Here is a 19,319-nt window from a genome sequence, read left to right as displayed (position 1 = left end):
CACTTACTGTGCACTCAATTGTTAGTTGTCAGGTAGAATTAGCAATATTCACGCCATAATTTAACTACAGTGCCAGCTTAAGGCATAGATTTTGCTTAGTGATCTGCAGTGCCAATTTTTTGCAGGGCTTATATGAAACTTTATCCATTTATCGGAGTGCTTGTTGCCAGCCTGTTCAGTGTAAACAGCATGGCCGACTGGTATGAAGCTACCGGCCAGGCAGTGATAGAACAGGGCGATACAGACTCAGCCCGCCAGGCGGCTATTGAAGATGCGCTAAAAAGAGCAGCATTGTTTGCCGGTGCCAGCCTTAGCAGCACCCAACAACTGATTAATGGCATTTTGCAGCAAGAGCAACTCGGTGTTGTGAGTAATGCACAGATCGATAAACTGCAACTATTATCCGAGAGCCGGCACAATAATATACTAACAGTAACCCTACGCGCCGATATCACCCCGCAATTAAGCAGTTGCAGCGGTAACCCATACCGTAAACCCGTATTACTGAGCCAAATTCAATTGCAGGCCCGCAAAGACGCTATCTACGGCGATTTATTTACCATAGGCGAACATAGCACTATACAACTGGAGCGCCACTTACGCGATTACAGCCCGACTGCCACAGTAAGCAGCCTGCCGCAGGAAATGCCGCTGCATTATCTGGTATATCCAGCCACCGAGCAGTTGTTTAGCCAGGGATATCAGTATGTTATCAGTGCCCGTATCAACGATATGTCGCTTGGTGAAAAAACCAGCCACTTCTGGCAAAAAGATTTAAAGCAACGCTATTTTGCTATTGATGTAACACTGTTTGATCTGTTTGAACAAAATATAGTGTACCAACAGGAATACCGCACCAGCGCCGGCTGGCCTTATAAAAGCCATAGCACGCCAGCCAGCCACAGCCAGGCATTCTGGACAATGCCTTATGGCAGTAAAGTTGACAAGTTGCTACAAATTATTGCCGCTGACATGCAACAACAAATGCAATGCAAGCCATTGCTCAGTGCAATAAAACAGGTAAGAAAAAACGAAGTGATGCTCGATCTTGGTAAAATGCACGGCTTACAGCAGGGTGACGAGCTGCAGCTATTCCAGTTACAACGTCACCCCACTACACCGGGCGTGAAACGGCTGCTGCAAAGCCAGCTGAACCTTACCATCACCGAACTGACAGAGCGAAATGCCTGGGCCAGTACCAATAAACAAGAATTATTGCAGCATATTCAGCCCGGCGACGTAGTAAGTGTACGTAAAAGCAGCGGTTACTAAGTATGCAGGTTCCCAACTCTGGCGCACTCTGTTAGAATTTCGCGCCGTTGCCCCATAGTTAAATGGATATAACGGCCCCCTCCTAAGGGGCAGTTACAGGTTCGATTCCTGTTGGGGCAGCCATATAAAGCTTCATTTCAAATTCTAATTCACCTACCGGCAAACTTGATTTTAAAACCTTTAGTGTCCATTCTGAGCCAAGTAATCTTTAACTTAAGATTGGCAACTAAAAGGCATTACAGATGAGCATTGAAACAGAAAACACTGAACTTGAATGCGATATCAATCAGGGTTGTGACGCTATTGAGTTGATCATACAACCACGTGAAACCGATTTAGGTGAGTTTAAAGTTAAGCGCACTTTACCTACCCGGCAGCGTAAAATGGTAGGGCCATGGATATTTTTTGACCACATAGGTCCGGCTGATTTTGCCCCCGGCAGCGGCATTAATGTGCGGCCTCACCCGCATATTAATCTGGCAACTGTCACCTATCTGCTTGAAGGTGAAATACTGCACCGCGACTCGCTGGGCAGTTACCAGACTATTACGCCTGGTGATATTAATTTGATGGTGGCGGGCCGCGGTATTACGCACTCAGAGCGTGAGCGGCCAGAAGTGCGCAGCAGTGCACACCGCCTGCACGGTTTTCAGCTATGGTTAGCCCTGCCGGTAAAAGATGAAGAAATTGCCCCGGCGTTTTACCACTACCCAGGGCGCGATATTCCGGCAAAAACAGTTGATGGCGTAGCACTAAGGGTGCTGATGGGCGAAGCTTATGGCGTGAAATCACCGGTAAAAACCTATGCCCATACGCTGTATATTGAAGCGCATCTGCAACCTGGCCAATCACTTACCCTGCCCGAATGTGAAGAGCGTGCTGTGTATGTTGCCCAAGGCCAGCTGCAGGTGAAAGACACCTTGGTGCCAGAGTTTAGTATGGTGATGTTTTCTGCTGCCAAAGGGGTAACTATTACCGCTAATCAGGAAAGCAGAATCGCCATTATTGGCGGCGAAAATGTCGGCCCGCGTTTTATCAACTGGAATTTTATCTCCAGCCGTAAAGAGCGCATTGAACAAGCACGGCAAGATTGGGCTGCTGGGCGCTTTGCTAAAGTAGTGGGTGACGAAGAAGAGTTTATTCCATTGCCTGATTAACACCGGCTTAAGGCTGTGTTACCGCCAGACACAAAGCGCCTGGCGGGTATTTAATTAAAAGTTTGTGTCAGTGCTTATTTGCGGCTTTGCTGTCAGTTTTATCAGCCTCAGCCAGTGTCTGGCGTATTATATCGACCGGAAAAAACACCTGCAAAGGCTGCTGCTTTGCGTGCTCCCAAATACTTTTCAGCAGTAAACGAAACCGGCTTATTTTAGTACCACGCGCCCGCAGGGCAATAGTCAGCGCCAGCGTAAAGCTTACCCATAAGTTCACAAAACCAATCATCAGTACAAACAGCAGATGCAGCAAAAAATTCAGTATACCGATTTCACCACTGACAGCACTGTAACCTAAATTAGCCGACGAAAAGGCCACATGGCGGATATCTAACGGCAAACCGGTTAAATATCCCAGATAACCGGTCATACCTAATAACACACCAAAGAAAAAATTCCCGGCCAGTGCGCCATAGTTATCATGCAGGTAATCGGCAAAACGCTGGCGACGGCTGTCAGACAGCAACCGTTTTAGTAGCGGATGATGGTATAAACGCAATCTCAACTCAAGGCAGTTGGCACGGTTATCAAAAAAACCGGCAATAATACCGGCACAAAACAGCCAGACACCGGCAATAGCGGCATAAAACAATGCCAGCCCGCTAACCGGCGACAATGATTTAAGCTGATATGCCACCATTTCAGTATTCAATAATGGTGTGCCGGTTATTACTACTGTAAGCAACGCTATACTGCTGGCCAGCAGAACGGCGCTACTGACATTGCCCCACACAGCAGCCCATTGCGAGCGGTTTACGTCGATCAGTAAGCCGGCTAATTTGCGGTTTACTGCCCTGCCGTTTTCTCCCCGCTCTACTTCCTGTGCAAAGCTGGCGGCTGTCATTGCTGGTTGTTTAGTGGCAATGGTAAAGTGCAGCATATGTACCAGCACAAAGCCCAAGCCATAGTTCAGACTAACCAGTAACGATTTATGTAACGGGCTAAAGCCCTGGCTTTCAATATAAATTTTGATCAGTGCCATCAGCGCAATTATAACGCCAGCACCGGCTGCTGAGCGCATCAGGCTGAAAAACTCTGCCCTGGTACGGGTAATATAATGCTCTCCATGGCCACTTTTATTAATGGTGATACTTTTTGACAGCATTTGGGTACTGCTACGCCATAAGGCAGAAATACTGTTGTGCTCACCACTGGCTTCAACCAGTATCATTAGCATCACCTGTACTTTAACCGGCTGGGTATCAGTATCACTGGTAAGCACGTCCAGCAGCATATCGATACGATCGAGCGTTTGCTCCAGCCGCTCCAGCAAATGCGCTACCGACACTGAACTGCCGACACCGGCGCCACGACGCCGTAAGCGCTCAACCTGCTCGCGTGATTGCTGCATCATTACCTGTAAATGTGCGGTGTCGTGTAATGCCACATCCGGCTCAATCAACCGGCGCCGGCCGCTTTCCACAAACAAATTCATCTCACGGCTTAGCGCAATAAAGGGCGAGTCAATACTGCTGAGGCGCCGGTCCAGCCGCATCAGATCAGGTTCAATTTCCTCGGCAGCAACCCAGATAGCCAGCATTTCCAGCGCGTACAAACTTTCCTCGCGAAAATGCGCCGTCATTTTCTGCAATGCACCAGTACTGCAATGCTGGGCAATTAAACTAAAGCAGGCCAGCACATCTTCTTTATTAAGCTTATGCAGCCAGCGGGCGTCACTTTTGCCGTCGCACATTTGCACCAGTACATCAGCAAAATCATTCTGATCCCGTGGAGCCGGATTAAAGCGCTCGTAAAGCCGGGAGGCCATTTCACGTAAAAAGCCCGAACGGGAAAACAGGCCCAGGTTAACCAGTGCCGGGTAAATATTTACCTCACCCAGCCAGTTAAACAGTACGTTGCCAATCTCTGCGCTATGGCGGGGGTTATTTTGCAAAGCGTCACGTAATTTTGCCGCCCGTTGTGCCGGCTCAGTACCAAACTCGTTGTAACTTAGCCAGTCGATTAAGGTGCTAAGTAAGGTAACAGGACACGGCTGCGCCGACAGGCTTCTTACCAGCGCCACTGCGCTCAGTGTATCCATGTATATTCTCCGCAGCTTAAAGATCCGGCGCTGATAATACCCGTATCAGGGTGTAAAATGCCAGTTTAGCTAAACCTATGGTGAGGCAATATACTGCACTGTGGCAGTGGCAGGGTTTAGTACAGCATCAGGAATATGTACCTGGCCGGTAGCAATAACTGTTTTATGCTGTAAGTGTACAACACGCACATTTACCACTGTACCACCGGCATCCTGCAGTAAGGTGCCTGTCAGTACGTAACGCACATCCTGCGCCGCATCCAGATAGCGGCCACGGCTTAAGGCAAAATCGCCCTGCGCTGTAACACGGATTTGGCGGCCTACTTTAATATCAGCCACAAATACACCCAGACGTTGCAAATGCACATAAAGATGCTCAGCTAACTGATTACCCAGCGCATTGCTGTTGGTAAGCTGATGATCAAACCAAACCAGTGAACTGATTGCTATCGCCTGCTGCGGTGGCGTGTAATGCATTGACATCATCAGCTGTAACGCCAGATCAGCGGCATAATCGGTCAACGGTTTGGTATTTACTGGTGCGGCAACTGCCGGTAAATAATTGCCGTTATTGCCAGGCAGTATAACATGCTCCGGCAATAGCTCTGCCGGTGAAGCCGTTTTGCTGCCCGTATCAGCTAATTGGAACTGACAACCCGATAACAGAACAACTGCACTGCATACAACTGATAATTTCATTGCAACCCCAGCCTGATAAACTATTGATTAAACAGATATCGGCCACGATACAGGTTTTCTTTAACACTACTTAACCTTGTTTTAGCTGCAGTTTATCGTTACCGCTGTGCTTAATAATGGCCTGCACTACAGGTTGCGGCATAAAAGTACGGGCAGCTGAAATAACCCGCTTAGAACCAATGTGGATTAAGCGGGCATTTACCAGTACACCTTGCTTATGGGACGTCATGGTACCCGTTACTACATATCGTATAGGCAATTCGCCGCTTAACTCGGTAAAGTCACGACTCAGGGCAAAATCGCCACTGGGTGTAACCCGGATAAAATCAGTAGCTTTATAATCCAGTACCGCTACACCAAATTTATGCAGATCATAAATCATGGCTTCACTCATGTGGTTACTTAACAGGCTACCCTGATCCAGGCCGGTATCTACAAAGGCAAAGTCAGTAACACCTACCATACCGCCTTCTTCCATCTGGCGCTGGCCGGACATAAGCTCATGCACCAGCGCGCGGGAATATTCGTTCGCGGTCAGCATCGGCTGGTTCTCTGCAGGTGACGCCACGACAGAAGCCAATTGGTAACTCGCTGCCGCGTTTAACCGAGCGCCACGTTCAGAGGTAGTAATCACACTGCTTGGCTGCTCCTGTTGTCTGGCACAGCCAGCCAGCAGTATCAAACCAACGATAGTTAAAAAGGCTTTCATTTTTGTTCTCCTGTAAGGTCCTGGCGGTAGAGTTTGTCACCGCGTTTACCTACCCGCTGCTGGCTCCACAACACGTTATTGGGCACATAACCGCTGGCCGCTGCCAGTACCTGTTTATCTGTAATGCTGATCAGTCTGGCATTAACCAGATAACCGTCTTCCATTGAGCTGTAAGTACCCACTAACAGCGTATCGGCATCACTGGCACTTTCTATATCACTAAGCTGGCGTGACAAAGCCTGCTCATGATCACCGCCCAGCAATACTTGCGCACGTAAATGGTAGTCATATACTTTAAGGCCTCGCTGACGGGCATGGGCCAGCATGCTCTCGCTAAGCTGATTTGCCAGCTGCTTTTCACCTGCATCCGCATCTGTCAGCGACAGTGTGTTCACCGGCAAAAAGGATGCTACAGCAATTTGCGGGGCAACATAGAAAATACCCTGCGGCTTTGGCAACTGGGCGAATAAACTGTCGGCCAGTTGCTGAGTGTAGTAATGCAACGGGTATTCGCTCAGCGCAGGCTGATTTCTGGATTTAGCAACCGGCACCGCGCTGCTGCAACTTAGCAGCAGACAGGCCAGTACAGGATAAAGTATCGCTTTCATATGCAACCTCGGCAAAATGTCTGCAGAAGTTAAGCAAAATACGCGCCATAAAAAATGGCAACCTTTTGGCACTTAGATCGCAACGGGCGCTTTAATATGCGGATGCGCCTGATAATTGTGCAACGTAAAATCAGCAATAGTAAAAGCAAAAATATCTTTTACCGCCGGATTAAGCTGCATTTGCGGCAACGGATGAGGCTGGCGCGCCAGTTGGGTGTTCACTTGCTCTAAATGGTTCAGGTACAAATGGGCATCACCAAAGGTATGCACAAAGTCTCCCGGCTGCAAATCACATACCTGTGCCACCATTAGCGTTAACAGCGCATAACTGGCAATATTAAACGGCACCCCCAGGAAAATATCAGCGCTGCGCTGGTATAGCTGGCATGACAGCTTACCGTCATTAACGTAAAACTGAAACAATGTATGGCAAGGTGGTAACGCCTGCTTTCCCATGGCGGCATTTTCTTTTGGCGATACCGAGGTGTCAGGCAGCAGTGCCGGGTTCCAGGCGCTGACTATCAGGCGGCGCGAGTCCGGAGTGCGTTTAATATCGGCAATTAGCTGGCTTATCTGATCAATTACCCGGCCATCTGCGGCTTGCCAGCTGCGCCACTGCGCACCATACACCGGCCCCAGCTCGCCTTCTGCCGTGGCCCATTCGTCCCATATCGACACACCATTAGCTTTGAGGTATTCGATATTCGTTTCACCTTTTAAAAACCACAGTAACTCGTGAATAATAGAGCGCAGATGACATTTTTTAGTGGTTACCAGCGGAAAGCCCTGCTGCAGATCAAACCGCATCTGATAACCAAATACACTGATGGTGCCGGTACCGGTGCGATCAGTTTTTTTGTGGCCATGCTCCAGTACATGGCGCATTAAATCAAGGTACTGTTTCATACTTTTACAACCTGTTTAGCCGCTTTGTTGTTATGCACGTAAGCAAAAATAATCAGCCCTATACCGGCAATAATCATCGGTAATGACAGCCACTGCCCCATCGACATCCCCGCAGACAACACGCCCAGGTGTGCATCCGGTTCACGGTAAAACTCAACAAAAAATCGCGCACTGCCATAACCGGCAAGAAATAACCCACCCAAAGCCCCTACCGGTGGAGAAAAGCGCCGGTACAGCATAATCAGCACAAACAACACCACACCTTCCAGCGCAAACTCATACAACTGTGATGGATGGCGCGGTGCAGGCCCGGCCCCCGGGAACAATACACCCCATGGCACGTCGGTAGTGCGGCCCCACAATTCAGCATTAATAAAATTACCTAAGCGGCCAGCCGCCAGGCCAAGTGGAATAAGCGGGGCAACAAAATCGCCTAACTGCAGATAAGGCTTGTTATTTTTACGGCCAAACCAGGCCATCGCGACCAATACCCCAAGCAGGCCACCATGAAATGACATACCGCCGGCCCATATTTTAAATAAATACAACGGCTCATGCATAAACAGCTCGAACTGATAAAACAGCACATAACCAATACGCCCGCCGAGGATCACGCCCAAAAAGCCAATAAATAATAAGTCGCTTACCTGCTGCTCGGTCCAACCGGAACCCGGCTTTTTAGCTGCCCGGTTAGCCAGCCACCAGGCAATAGCAAAAGCAATAAGGTACATTAAACCGTACCAGCGCAGGCTTACCGGGCCAACAGAAAAGATCACCGGATCTATTTGTGGAAATGTAATATAACTTGCAGACATAGCTACCCTTAACTAAAAATCATTTTTGCGGATACCAACAATAAAAACACACCAAATACCCGCTTCATTGCCAGTACCGGTAAGCGCTGGGTCAAACGGGCACCAACAGGCGCTGTAAATACCGATGTCAGTACTATGCCAAATAGCACCGGCAGGTAAATATAACCAATAAAGCCTTGTGACAATTCATAGTGCTGCCAGCCAGCGATAACATAGCCCAGAGTACCAAAAACGGCGATAGCAATACCACTGGCAGCAGCACAGCCTATAGCGCGGCGCATATCAACCGAAAAGTAGTTCAATACCGGTACAAACAGAGCCCCGCCACCAATACCCAGCAAACTGGCAATGCCGCCCAAAACCGACGAAATCATCACAACAATACCATTATGAGGCAAGGCTCTTTTACCCACAGCCGAGCGGGACCCAAGCATACGTAAGGCCAGCAGCAATACCGCAATACCAAAAATAAGCTGCAATACATCGCCGCTGATATTATGAGCCATATAACCGACAAGCCAGGCCCCCACTGCAGAACCCAGCATAACGGTACCCGCCAGCGACCAGGGCACATTGCCCCAGCGGTGATGCTCAAACACAGATGCACTTGCGGTAACAATAATGGAAGCCAACGAGGTAGCAATAGCAACCAGCATGGCATGTTGTGGTGTAACAATTTCGAAAGCCGGTAACAACATCACCAGTACCGGTACAACGATAAGGCCTCCGCCAATACCCAGTAAACCGGCAAAAAAGCCAACCACAGCTCCCAGCACAATTGAGATCAGAACAACAGTAAGCACAGGTTTCTCTTTATGTTTAATGACGCAGCAGTATAACAGGCTGGCCGGGTAAAAAGATGGATATCAGGCACGTAACTGGCTTAACAACTGTTTTTGCTCTAAAAAGCGTTGCACCTGTAACCGTACCTGTCTGGCCGATTGGCAGGCCAGCACCTGCGGCAGTAATAATGCCAGTTCAGATAACTCTACCCGGCGCAGCAGCCATTTAATTTTTGCCAGATTACTGCTGTTCATACTGAAGCTGTTGTATCCCATTGCAGCCAGCAACAGAATACCGGCGGGTTCACCCGCAAGCTCGCCACAAACGCTGGTAGGAAACTGCAGCCCCTGTGCCTGTAAGCTAAACTGATGCAAAGCCCTGAGTACTGCCGGGTGCATAGCATCGTACAGGCTGGCAACACGTGGATTGTTACGATCTACTGCTAACAGATACTGGGTTAAATCATTAGTACCAATAGAGCAAAAATCTACCTTACGGGCCAACTCTGGCAACTGATACATAATTGATGGCACTTCAATCATCACGCCGATTTTAGGCTTAAGCAGCTCAATAGCCAGCTCATCACTTACCTCAAAGCTGGCTTGCTTGATCAGCCGTATAGATTCATCTACTTCAGCCAGATCAGAAATCATTGGCAGTAAGATATGCAGATTATCCAGCGCCAGATTAGCTTTTAACATAGCGCGAATTTGCACCAGAAAAATTTCCGGATGATCCAGCGTCAGGCGGATGCCGCGCCAGCCCAAAAACGGGTTTTCTTCATCAATGCTAAAGTACGGTAAAGCTTTGTCGCCGCCAACATCCAGTGTGCGCATTACAACCGGCTTGGTCGGATAGTTTTCCAGCACCTTACGGTACAGTTCAATCTGCTCCTGCTCAGTTGGAAAACGGTTGCGCATAATAAACGGAAACTCAGTACGGTACAGGCCAACACCGTCGGTATACGCCGGGTTAGTGGTTTCCAATTCAATTGCCAGCCCTGAGTTGACCATCAGGTTAAACTGTTTACCGCATAACGATTGTGACGGCTGCGCTATTTCAGCCAGATATCGGGCATTTAGCGCTACATCTTCACTGATTAAACGCTGATATTCAGCACAAATGGCCTCAACCGGCGACAATAAAATATGGCCCTGATAGCCATCTACGATCAGCCGCTGCCCTTGCCAGTGTAATAACGGCAGCTCGCTAACGCCCATAACGGCAGGAATACCCAGCGCCCTTGCCATAATAGCTGCATGCGAGTTTACCGAGCCTTTTAGTGACACTATAGCAACAAGTTGCTCGCGTGGTACTTCTGCCAGCATCGTGGCGGTAACGTTGTCAGCTACTAATACGACTTTTTCCGGCAGTTTAATTTTGCGCTGTTCAGTATCCAGCAAATTGTTCAGTACCCGCTGCCCCAAATCGCGGATATCAGTGCCACGTTCACGTAAATAAGCATCGTCCATGTCATCAAACTGGCGGGCAAACTTTTCTACCACCCGCTTAAGTGCACTTTTGGCACACCAGCCTTCCGCAATTTGCAGCTCAATTTCATTACCCAAACTGGCCGCGTCCAGCAGTTGATGATAAACATCAAAGATAGCCAGAGCGTCAGCCGGTAAATGGCCGCTCATTCGCTCGGCTAAACGGTTAAATTCTGCTTTGGTAATTTTTACCGCCCGATAAAAGTGCGCCAGCTCTTTTTCCGGATCATCTGCGCGTTTTAACGAGATGGCGTTAAAATCATTCGCTGGCTCCAGTACAAAAGCTTCGCCAATAGCAATGCCAGGCGCGCCGGGCAAACCTTTTAACTGGCCACTTTGTGTCTGGCTGGGGCTGCTTTCACTGGCTGCCTGGCGCATTTCAGCATTGGCCAGCACAGAGGCTAACTGCGCCCCAAGTGTTACCAGAAAAGATTCTTCGTCTTCGTTAAATACCCGCTCTGCCGCTTGCTGAATTGTCAGCACACCAAGCACTTTACGGTGATGGATAATAGGACAACCCAGAAACGCAGAGAAACGGTCTTCGCTTACCTCAGGGGTAACTTTAAAGCGGGGATGTAAATGGGCTTTGGCCAGATTAATAGGCTCTTCACGCTGGCCTACCCAGCCAATCAAACCTTCAGAAAAACCGATAGCAATATTGCCGATGGCATCCGGGTTCAAACCATCAGTGGCCATCAGCATAAAGTGTTGCTGCTCATAATCAGCCAGATACACTGAACAACACTCCGTTGTCAGTGCCTGTTTTACACTTGTCACTAAGCCAGCTAATGCATTTTGAAGCACTGGCTCTTGTGCTACATCCTGAACAATTCGCCGTAACTGGCCTAACATAAGAGCCTCGTTGTCACAGGTGCTATCCTGCTGAATTAACCTTTTTTCTTACCTTCGCGGCGTATAAACGGCAAAGCGACCGGAGCAAACTCTTTCATGACTTTTCGGTAAACTTCCCGCTTAAATGCCACCACCTGCCGTACAGGGTACCAGTAACTGACCCAGCGCCAGCTATCAAACTCCGGATGAGTGGTTTTAAGTAAGTTCACATCTTCGTCAGCGCAGGTCAGGCGTAGCAAAAACCACTTTTGCTTCTGGCCAATACACACCGGATTACTGTCTTTGCGAATTAAACGTTTGGGTAGTTTATATCTTAACCAGTGCTTGGTTGTGGCAATAATTTCCACATCATCTGCGCTAAGACCTACTTCTTCATTTAATTCGCGAAACATGGCTTGTTCCGGTGTTTCACCGTCATCAATGCCACCCTGTGGATACTGCCAGGAATGCTGACCATACCGTTTTGCCCAAAACACCTGTCCCTGGTGGTTACAAATCACTATGCCGACATTGGCCCGAAAACCTTCGGCATCGATCACACAAACCTCTGGCGGATCACAAATCACTATGCCAAAGATTCTTTCATAAAGTCGCTACTTCGGCAAACGGTATTTTTGTCACACCTTTTACATAGTTATCCACAGTTGCACTATTATGGCACCAGGGAATGTGCACTTCTTCACAGGCTCTGTTGATAAAACTGTGCATAGCCACAGATTAGCCATTGCATAACTTAATGCAATAAAAAAACACCTGTCGGAACTACCAGGCATTAGTTAGTAAATTCAATTAGTTAAGCATCTCACAATGCTAATAATTTTATACCTCTATTGTGTGTAAGTTGGTTTGCTGTGTTTTTAAGCAGCCAAAAGCTGTAAAAAATGCTAGCGTTATCCGGTATTTGCTACAGGCGATAATCATGTTTACACCACCGGCCTCATTAGAAGAATTACTGGCACGCTGCCAGGCACTGGCAGGGCTGACTCTGGGACAAATTGCCGCACAGGCACAGTTGCAGGTTCCGGCTAACCTGAAAAAAGACAAAGGCTGGGTTGGCCAGTTACTGGAGCAAGTACTGGGTGCCAGCGCGGGTTCTAAAGCTGAACCGGATTTTCCGCAATTGGGGGTGGAATTAAAAACGCTGCCAATAGACCGCAACGGCAAACCGCTGGAAAGTACTTATGTTTGTGTGGCGCCACTAACCGGCGTTGCCGGGCAACAGTGGCATGAATCCTGGGTTTGCCAGAAACTGCAAAAAGTGCTGTGGTTACCGGTATTAGCAGAGCGGCAAATTCCGTTACCGGACAGAATGGCCGGTAGCGCATTTTTATGGCAGCCAGACCCACAGCAGCAACTGGCACTGCAGCAGGACTGGGAAGAGCTGATGGAGCTTATCAGCCTCGGCGGTATACATAATATCAGAGGCGCCACCGGCAAAGTATTGCAACTGCGCCCTAAAGCAGCCAACAGCAAGGCGCTGACCGATGCCATAGGCGCTGATGGCGAGCCAATACGCACTTTACCGCGCGGCTTTTACCTTAAAGCAAGTTTTACAGCCAACCTGCTGCAACAGCAGTTTGCCCTGCCGAGTAGCTAGTTACGGTATTTTTCGATGATCTGGTTATACCGGCCATTGTCACGCAGTTGGGCTAAACCGGCATTAAACTGTGCAACCTGATCTGCTGATACCGACATCTGACTGAACATAACATAGACATCAGAACTGCCAAGGCTGATATTATGCGGCTGAATATACTTATCCAGGCCTTTACGGCGTAAAATTGCCGCGCCGACGAAGCTGTCTTCCAACAGGCCATCTATTTCTTCATCCAGTAAGCGCGCCATGTTCAGCTCACTGATAATGGCACCAACAAACAGTGGCCGCAGCTTATCGTCGGCATATAACTCTGCTACTTCATCGCCATAATAGTATTCATTTACTACACCCACCTTATGCCCGGCAGCAACAAACTCTTTTAAGCCAGAGTAAGGTAAACCAATTTGCTCTTTGCGGACATACAACTGAAAACGTTCCTGACGGTATGGCTCAGAGAAAAAAGCAAACTCTTCCCGCTCTGCTGTTTTAGATGCTCCCAGCACAAAGTCCACATCACCGGTTTTCAGTAATGTTAAAAGTTCAAGCCAGCTGCCCTGCACAACATCCAGCGTGCACCCCATATCAGCAACCACCTGTTGCACCAGCTCAACATCAAGCCCGGTAACAGTGTTGCCTACCGTCATATACTGGTACGGCTCCCAGGCGTCTAAACCCATAGTAAAACGGCATGGTGTAGCTTGCAGGGGTGTTTCAGTGGCAGCAACTGGCATACCCGGCTCAGAGGCAGGTTTACAGCCCGCTAACAGTAAAAATACGACAACGACCAACAGCATGTAAGTTTTCATATTACACCTCAAGGCGTTATGTGACGCCCTAAGCGTAGTGTATAAGCCAGACTTATGCACACCTGATCAAAGGATGTTATTGCTAAGCTTTGGCTTATTACTGATATTGATATAGGCAGGAAGCGAGCGCGCCGGACAAAACTCAGCAATGCTGATTAATGCCCGGGCCGGCGATAACAGTAAACTAGCGTACCGGTAACTCAAAGCGGGCAAACATGCGATCGATTTCTTCCTGATTGCGCAGCATATTGGCTTTTTCTACCACGTCTTTTGTCAGATGCGGTGCAAAACGCTCAATAAAATCGTACATATAGGTACGTAAAAACGCGCCTTTGCGAAAACCGATTTTAGTGGTGGAGGCATCAAATAAATGGCTGGCATCTATAGCAACTAAATCTTTGTCCAGCGTTTTATCCATAGCCATAGAGGCAATAACCCCAACGCCAAGGCCTAGCCTGACATAAGTTTTAATTACGTCAGCATCGGTAGCAGTAAACACAATTTTCGGCTCCAGCCCTTTAGCAGCAAAAGCCCTGTCCAGCTCAGAGCGGCCGGTAAAACCGAATACGTAGGTTACTATCGGATGTTGTGCAACATCTTCTACGGTAATTTTGCCACCAAGTTGCAGTAACGGGTGATCCTGCCGCACGATAACACTGCGGTTCCAGTGATAACACGGCAACATCACCAGATCACTGTATAAATGCAAGGCCTCGGTAGCAATAGCAAAATCGGCATCGCCGCGTGAAGCCGCTTCAGAAATTTGTTGTGGTGTGCCCTGATGCATATGCAACGATACCTTAGGGTATTTATGCATAAAGCCACTGATCACCGGCGGCAGGGCATATCGTGCCTGGGTATGAGTGGTAGCAATATTCAGCTTGCCCTGATCCGGCAGTGTATGTTCTTTGGCAACCGCCTTGATACTTTCAACTTTTGCCAGAATTTGCTGAGCTATATCAATAACATCACGCCCGGCTGGGGTAACATGGGTAAGGTGCTTGCCACTGCGGCCAAATACCTGAATACCCAGTTCATCTTCCAGCATACGCACCTGTTTACTGATCCCGGGCTGTGAGGTATACAGGCTTTCAGCGGTAGAGGAAACGTTAAGATTGTGGTTCAGCACTTCAACTATATAACGCAGCTGCTGCAATTTCATGTGTCACCGGTCCGGTAATGGCATATCATTGCTCAATATACATATATGGCAGGATATTCCAACTAATTTTTATTTATCTACTTACTATAACTAATGGTAGCTAAAAACAGGTTACACACGCATATTGCCAGTGCCCTTATCGGAGGTTACATGACACCAGATGTTCAGGCCATAGACTTTGCTTCTGTATTGGCCTCTACCGTGCATGATATGAAAAATTCACTTTGCATGCTGATACAGTCTACAGAGTTTATTCAACAGGAAAGTCAGCAATTGTCAGAGCCGGCAAAAGATGAACTGGCCCGGCTGAATTATGAAGCAAACCGGCTAAACTCCAACCTGTTGCAGTTGCTGTCGCTGTACCGGCTGGAACGCCATCAGTTGCCGGTACAAATTGATCAGCACTATATTGCTGATCTTGTTGAAGAGATTTTACTAAAAAATCAGTTTTATACTGAACAGCGTGGCTTTTCTATTCAGGTAGAACAAGCGGATGATCTGCAATGGTTTTTTGACTACGATTTGATGTCAAACCTGCTGAACGATGCCGTTGCCAATGCACTACGCTATGGTAATAAACACATACTACTCAGGTTCGGACAACTGGCAGACAGATTACAGATAGAAGTGCATGATGATGGCCCGGGTTTTCCTGAGTTTATGCTAAATACCGACATTCTTGATATGAATACGCCTGATTTAACCAATAACCACACCGGGCTCGGAATATTTTTTGCTAAGCTTATTGCCAAAGCCCATGGCAATAAAGGCCAGTATGGTGCCATTGAATTGTTCAATGGCGGTGTTTATCACGGTGGCGTATTCCGGGTTACTTTACCCTGAGTAAGACAGATAGCTGTTATTTCAGTTGTTTTGTGATTAATATGAGCTGTAGAACCTGTCCATAATGAGGTTGGAATGCTGGTAACCTTGATCATTACACTGATAATTGCATTGGTAATTATTGCCGTTATTGTCAGTGCTATTCAACAGCATAAGGAACGGCTGGCAACGCTAAAACGGGCAGAATACAGCAAATTACGTGCTGTATTGGAAGACAGTGAAGAACTGTTAGTAAATTCTGCCAATGTGCCGTTATCGCCTGCTATCAGCCAGATGCTGCTAAAACGTATCGCTTTTACGCTACGGGCCATGGTAGAACTTGAACCCGGCGCGCGCGATCTTAAGCAACGCCTGCAGGAAACTGAAAGTCAGTTAAATAACAGCAATACTGACAGCAGCAGTAATTCTGCTGAGTCCGTTACACTGCCAGATAACGACCAGCAACTGATTGGTATGATTAAAGGCATAAAACGCCTGCGTACTGTGCTGCGTGGTGAGCACGCCAGAGGCAATATTGATACCCAGATGGTGATCCAGGAAGATCGGCGGCTGGAAGTATTGCAACTGCGTATTAATGTTGAAAGCCAGATTAAGCGCGGTAATCAGGCCCGCACCAATAATATGCTTGGCTCAGCCCGGCAATATTTTGAAAAAGCCTTAACAGCGCTTACCAATACCCCTCATCAGGATGATTACACCAGCACCCGTAAATCTGAAGTAATGCAAGCACTGGAAGACATTGCCACTCAGTTAAAAGAGGGTAATGTACGCGATCGCGAGAAAAAAGAAGAAAAAGAAAACAAAGATTTAGACGAGCTGTTTGCGCCTAAACGCAAATGGTAACGTTATAAAGTTATATGAAACAGGCCGCGAATGCGGCCTGTTTTTTTTACGGCTGGAATGTCGCAACTTAGTGGCTGGCCACTTATTTGGCAACCACCCATTTGCCATTTTCATACCAGGCAGACCAGCCGGTAGCTTTGCCGTCTTTTTCTGACATCACATACTGCTGCTTGGTTTTACGGCTCCAGCGCACTATAGCCGGATTGCCATCAGGGTCTTTTACCGGCGCATCGGCCAGATAATAAAACTTTGGTGATAACTGAGAGCGGTATTTGGCTAACTCTGCTACTAACGGCGCACGGGTTTCGCGTGACTTAGGAAACGTAGATGCCGCCATAAACAAACCGGCAGCGCCATCACGCAGTACAAAGTAAGCATCTGACTTTTCACATTTCAGCTCAGGTAAATGCACCGGATCTTCTTTTGGTGGTGCCGCTTCGCCATTTCGCAGCAGCTTGCGGGTGTTTTTACAGTCACTGTTAGTGCAGCCAAAATACTTGCCAAAACGGCCTGATTTCAGCTGCATATCGCTGCCACACTTATCACACTCAATCAGCGGGCCATCATAGCCTTTAATCTTAAAACTGCCCTGCTCAACCTGATAACCATCACAGGCAGGGTTATTACCACAAACATGCAATTTACGCTGCTCGTCAATCAGATAACTGTCCATAGCAGTACCGCACTTGGCGCAGCGTTTTTTCTGCCGCAGCGCCTCGGTTTCCATTTCATCTTCGTCGCTGACATTAACCGCCACGTCACCGGAAACCAGGTTCATCGTAGTAGTACAGCGCTCTTTTGGCGGCAGGTTGTAACCTGAGCAACCTAAAAATACCCCGGTAGAAGCCGTACGAATGCCCATAGGCCTGCCACAGGTTGGGCAGGCAATATCGGTAAGCACAAACTGATTAGCACGCATACCGCCGTGCTCCGGGTCGTTTTCAGCTGTTTTCAGTTTTTGATAAAAATCACCATAGAAGCTATCAAGCTCTTTACGCCACTGTGCCTGACCATTAGCGATATCATCAAGCTTCAGTTCCATATTGGCGGTAAAATCGTAATTCATCAGGTCGTTAAAGTTCTCAACCAGACGATCAGTAACAATTTCACCCATTTTCTCAGCATAAAAGCGCTTGTTTTCAACACGTACGTAGCCACGCTCCTGAATAGTTGAAATAATGGCGGCATAAGTAGAAGGCCGGCCAATACCCCGTTTTTCCAACTCTTTTACTAAGCTTGCTTCGCTAAAGCGGGCAGCTGGCTTGGTAAAGTGCTGAGCACTTGTCAGCTGTTCAAGGCTCAGCGCTTCGCCGGGTTTAACATCAGGTAATACGTTGTCTTCTTCATCTTTACGCTTCACTGCCGGCTGTACTTTAGTCCAGCCGTCAAAACGTAATACCCGGCCTTTGGCTTTGAGCTCAAAATCACCGGCCTGTACAATAATATTGCTTACATCATAAAGCGCAGGCGGCATCTGGCAGGCCACAAACTGACGCCAGATCAGCTCATATAATTTGCGGGCGTCAGCTTCCATATCCGCCAGGCTGGATGCCAATACGTTAACGTCAGACGGCCTGATAGCTTCGTGCGCTTCCTGCGCATTGGCTTTACTGCCGTAACTCAACGGTTGCTCCGGCAGATACTTTTTACCAAATTTCCCGGCAATATAATCGCGACAAGCGGCAACCGCATCAGCACTTAGATTGGTAGAATCGGTACGCATATAAGTAATGTGGCCCGCTTCATATAAACGCTGCGCCAGCATCATGGTTTTCTTTACACCGTAGCCCAGCCGGGTGCTGGCAGCCTGTTGCAGGGTTGAGGTAATAAAAGGCGCCTGCGGTTTACTGCTGCTGGGCTTATCTTCACGCTCCTGCACGGTATAACTGGCTTTATTTAACAGCGCCAGAGCCGCATCAGCCTGGGCTTTATTTACCGGCTTAAACGCTTTACCCTGCTGCTTAATGACATCCAGTTGTAATGCCTGCTTAGCTGCCGTTTGCGTATCGGCAGCTATGGTCCAGTATTCTTCCGGCACAAAGGCCTTAATTTCACGCTCACGCTCTACCACCAGGCGCACAGCAACCGACTGCACACGGCCAGCTGATAACCCCCTGGCAACTTTTTTCCATAACAAAGGCGATACCATAAAGCCCACAACGCGATCTAAAAAGCGGCGGGCCTGTTGCGCGTTTACCCGGTCAGTGTTAACTTCGCCGGGCTCTTTAAAGGCATTCTGAATGGCATTTTTGGTAATTTCGTTAAACACTACCCGTTTAAACTTGTGCTCATCGCCACCGATAATTTGCTGCAAATGCCAGGCAATAGCTTCTCCTTCGCGGTCTAAGTCCGTTGCCAGATAAACGGTATCAGCTTTTTCTGCCAGCGCCTTTAGCTCTTTCACCACTTTTTCTTTGCCGGGTAAAATTTCGTAGCGCGCTTTCCAGCCATGTGCAGGGTCTATACCCATGCGATCTACCAGAGCCTGATATTCTTTCTCTTCTTTACTCAGTGTTTTACTGGCAGCAGATTTTTCTTTACTACTGCTGGTGGGTAAATCACGAATATGACCTACGCTGGACTTTACGACAAAGTCATTACCGAGGTATTTGTTAATTGTTTTCGCTTTTGCCGGTGATTCGACTATAACCAGTGATTTCGCCATCTTAATCCCGAGAT

Annotated in this window: 17 protein-coding genes and 1 tRNA gene; 6 read left to right on the top strand and 12 right to left on the bottom strand. The window is 48.1% G+C overall.

Going from position 1 to position 19,319, the window contains the following annotated elements:
- Positions 1-132: 132 nt before the first annotated feature.
- The 3 genes from J3B89_RS12260 to J3B89_RS12250 all read left to right on the top strand — a co-directional run bounded on the left by J3B89_RS12260 (position 133) and on the right by J3B89_RS12250 (position 2,429).
- The gene (locus tag J3B89_RS12260; protein ID WP_215397860.1) at positions 133-1,272 is read left to right on the top strand and encodes a flagellar assembly protein T N-terminal domain-containing protein; all 1,140 of its coding nucleotides are present in this window, start codon (positions 133-135) and stop codon (positions 1,270-1,272) included.
- Between the two features lie 48 nt (positions 1,273-1,320).
- A tRNA-Arg gene (locus J3B89_RS12255) sits at positions 1,321-1,395 on the top strand.
- Positions 1,396-1,514: 119 nt separating this feature from the next.
- Positions 1,515-2,429 carry a pirin family protein gene (locus J3B89_RS12250; protein ID WP_215397859.1) on the top strand — a complete coding sequence of 305 codons (915 nt, stop codon included), beginning with the start codon at positions 1,515-1,517 and terminating at the stop codon, positions 2,427-2,429.
- 67 nt (positions 2,430-2,496) lie between these two features.
- On the opposite strand, the gene J3B89_RS12245 is transcribed toward J3B89_RS12250, so the two are convergent.
- The 9 genes from J3B89_RS12245 to rppH all read right to left on the bottom strand — a co-directional run bounded on the left by J3B89_RS12245 (position 2,497) and on the right by rppH (position 11,928).
- Positions 2,497-4,527, bottom strand: coding sequence for a site-specific recombinase (locus J3B89_RS12245; protein WP_215397858.1), 2,031 nt, complete (start codon positions 4,525-4,527; stop codon positions 2,497-2,499).
- 75 nt (positions 4,528-4,602) lie between these two features.
- Positions 4,603-5,226, bottom strand: coding sequence for a FlgO family outer membrane protein (locus J3B89_RS12240; RefSeq protein WP_215397857.1), 624 nt, complete (start codon positions 5,224-5,226; stop codon positions 4,603-4,605).
- Positions 5,227-5,296: 70 nt separating this feature from the next.
- Positions 5,297-5,935: a FlgO family outer membrane protein gene (locus J3B89_RS12235; protein ID WP_215397856.1), complete on the bottom strand. Its 639-nt coding sequence runs from the start codon at positions 5,933-5,935 to the stop codon at positions 5,297-5,299.
- Positions 5,932-6,543 carry a FlgO family outer membrane protein gene (locus tag J3B89_RS12230; protein WP_215397855.1) on the bottom strand — a complete coding sequence of 204 codons (612 nt, stop codon included), beginning with the start codon at positions 6,541-6,543 and terminating at the stop codon, positions 5,932-5,934. The genes J3B89_RS12235 and J3B89_RS12230 overlap by 4 nt, the downstream gene beginning before the upstream one ends.
- 72 nt (positions 6,544-6,615) lie before the next feature.
- Positions 6,616-7,449: a thymidylate synthase gene (locus J3B89_RS12225; RefSeq protein ID WP_215397854.1), complete on the bottom strand. Its 834-nt coding sequence runs from the start codon at positions 7,447-7,449 to the stop codon at positions 6,616-6,618.
- Positions 7,446-8,264 (bottom strand): prolipoprotein diacylglyceryl transferase, encoded by an 819-nt coding sequence (gene lgt, locus J3B89_RS12220; protein ID WP_215397853.1) that lies wholly within the window; start codon positions 8,262-8,264, stop codon positions 7,446-7,448. Before lgt ends, J3B89_RS12225 begins: the two co-directional genes overlap by 4 nt.
- 8 nt (positions 8,265-8,272) lie before the next feature.
- Positions 8,273-9,067, bottom strand: a complete 795-nt coding sequence (locus J3B89_RS12215) for a sulfite exporter TauE/SafE family protein (protein WP_215397852.1) — start codon at positions 9,065-9,067, stop codon at positions 8,273-8,275.
- 63 nt (positions 9,068-9,130) lie between these two features.
- Positions 9,131-11,389: a phosphoenolpyruvate--protein phosphotransferase gene (gene ptsP, locus J3B89_RS12210; RefSeq protein WP_215397851.1), complete on the bottom strand. Its 2,259-nt coding sequence runs from the start codon at positions 11,387-11,389 to the stop codon at positions 9,131-9,133.
- Between the two features lie 35 nt (positions 11,390-11,424).
- Positions 11,425-11,928 (bottom strand): RNA pyrophosphohydrolase, encoded by a 504-nt coding sequence (gene rppH, locus J3B89_RS12205; protein WP_215397850.1) that lies wholly within the window; start codon positions 11,926-11,928, stop codon positions 11,425-11,427.
- Positions 11,929-12,308: 380 nt separating this feature from the next.
- Here rppH and mutH point away from each other — a divergent pair, with 380 nt between their 5' ends.
- Positions 12,309-12,986, top strand: coding sequence for a DNA mismatch repair endonuclease MutH (gene mutH / locus J3B89_RS12200; protein WP_215397849.1), 678 nt, complete (start codon positions 12,309-12,311; stop codon positions 12,984-12,986).
- On the opposite strand, the gene J3B89_RS12195 is transcribed toward mutH, so the two are convergent.
- Both J3B89_RS12195 and cysB read right to left on the bottom strand, forming a co-directional pair.
- The gene (locus tag J3B89_RS12195) at positions 12,983-13,792 is read right to left on the bottom strand and encodes a substrate-binding periplasmic protein (RefSeq protein WP_215397848.1); all 810 of its coding nucleotides are present in this window, start codon (positions 13,790-13,792) and stop codon (positions 12,983-12,985) included. The two genes, mutH and J3B89_RS12195, sit on opposite strands and share 4 nt — an antisense overlap.
- A gap of 184 nt (positions 13,793-13,976) precedes the next feature.
- Positions 13,977-14,954 (bottom strand): HTH-type transcriptional regulator CysB, encoded by a 978-nt coding sequence (gene cysB / locus J3B89_RS12190; protein WP_092795461.1) that lies wholly within the window; start codon positions 14,952-14,954, stop codon positions 13,977-13,979.
- 150 nt (positions 14,955-15,104) lie between these two features.
- On the opposite strand from cysB, the gene J3B89_RS12185 reads away from it, so the two are divergent.
- Together J3B89_RS12185 and J3B89_RS12180 are read left to right on the top strand one after the other, a co-directional pair.
- Positions 15,105-15,797 carry a sensor histidine kinase gene (locus tag J3B89_RS12185; protein WP_215397847.1) on the top strand — a complete coding sequence of 231 codons (693 nt, stop codon included), beginning with the start codon at positions 15,105-15,107 and terminating at the stop codon, positions 15,795-15,797.
- 75 nt (positions 15,798-15,872) lie between these two features.
- The gene (locus J3B89_RS12180) at positions 15,873-16,640 is read left to right on the top strand and encodes a hypothetical protein (RefSeq protein ID WP_215397846.1); all 768 of its coding nucleotides are present in this window, start codon (positions 15,873-15,875) and stop codon (positions 16,638-16,640) included.
- An 82-nt stretch (positions 16,641-16,722) separates the two neighbouring features.
- On the opposite strand, the gene topA is transcribed toward J3B89_RS12180, so the two are convergent.
- Entirely contained in the window at positions 16,723-19,305 is a 2,583-nt protein-coding gene (gene topA, locus J3B89_RS12175; protein ID WP_215397845.1) for a type I DNA topoisomerase, read from the bottom strand.
- Positions 19,306-19,319: the final 14 nt, after the last annotated feature.

Origin of the sequence: Rheinheimera oceanensis (assembly GCF_018831085.1) — a bacterium.
Lineage (GTDB): Bacteria > Pseudomonadota > Gammaproteobacteria > Enterobacterales > Alteromonadaceae > Alishewanella > Alishewanella oceanensis.
Note: the sequence above shows the minus strand (reverse complement) of the source record. Positions and strands in the feature narration are given on the sequence as shown.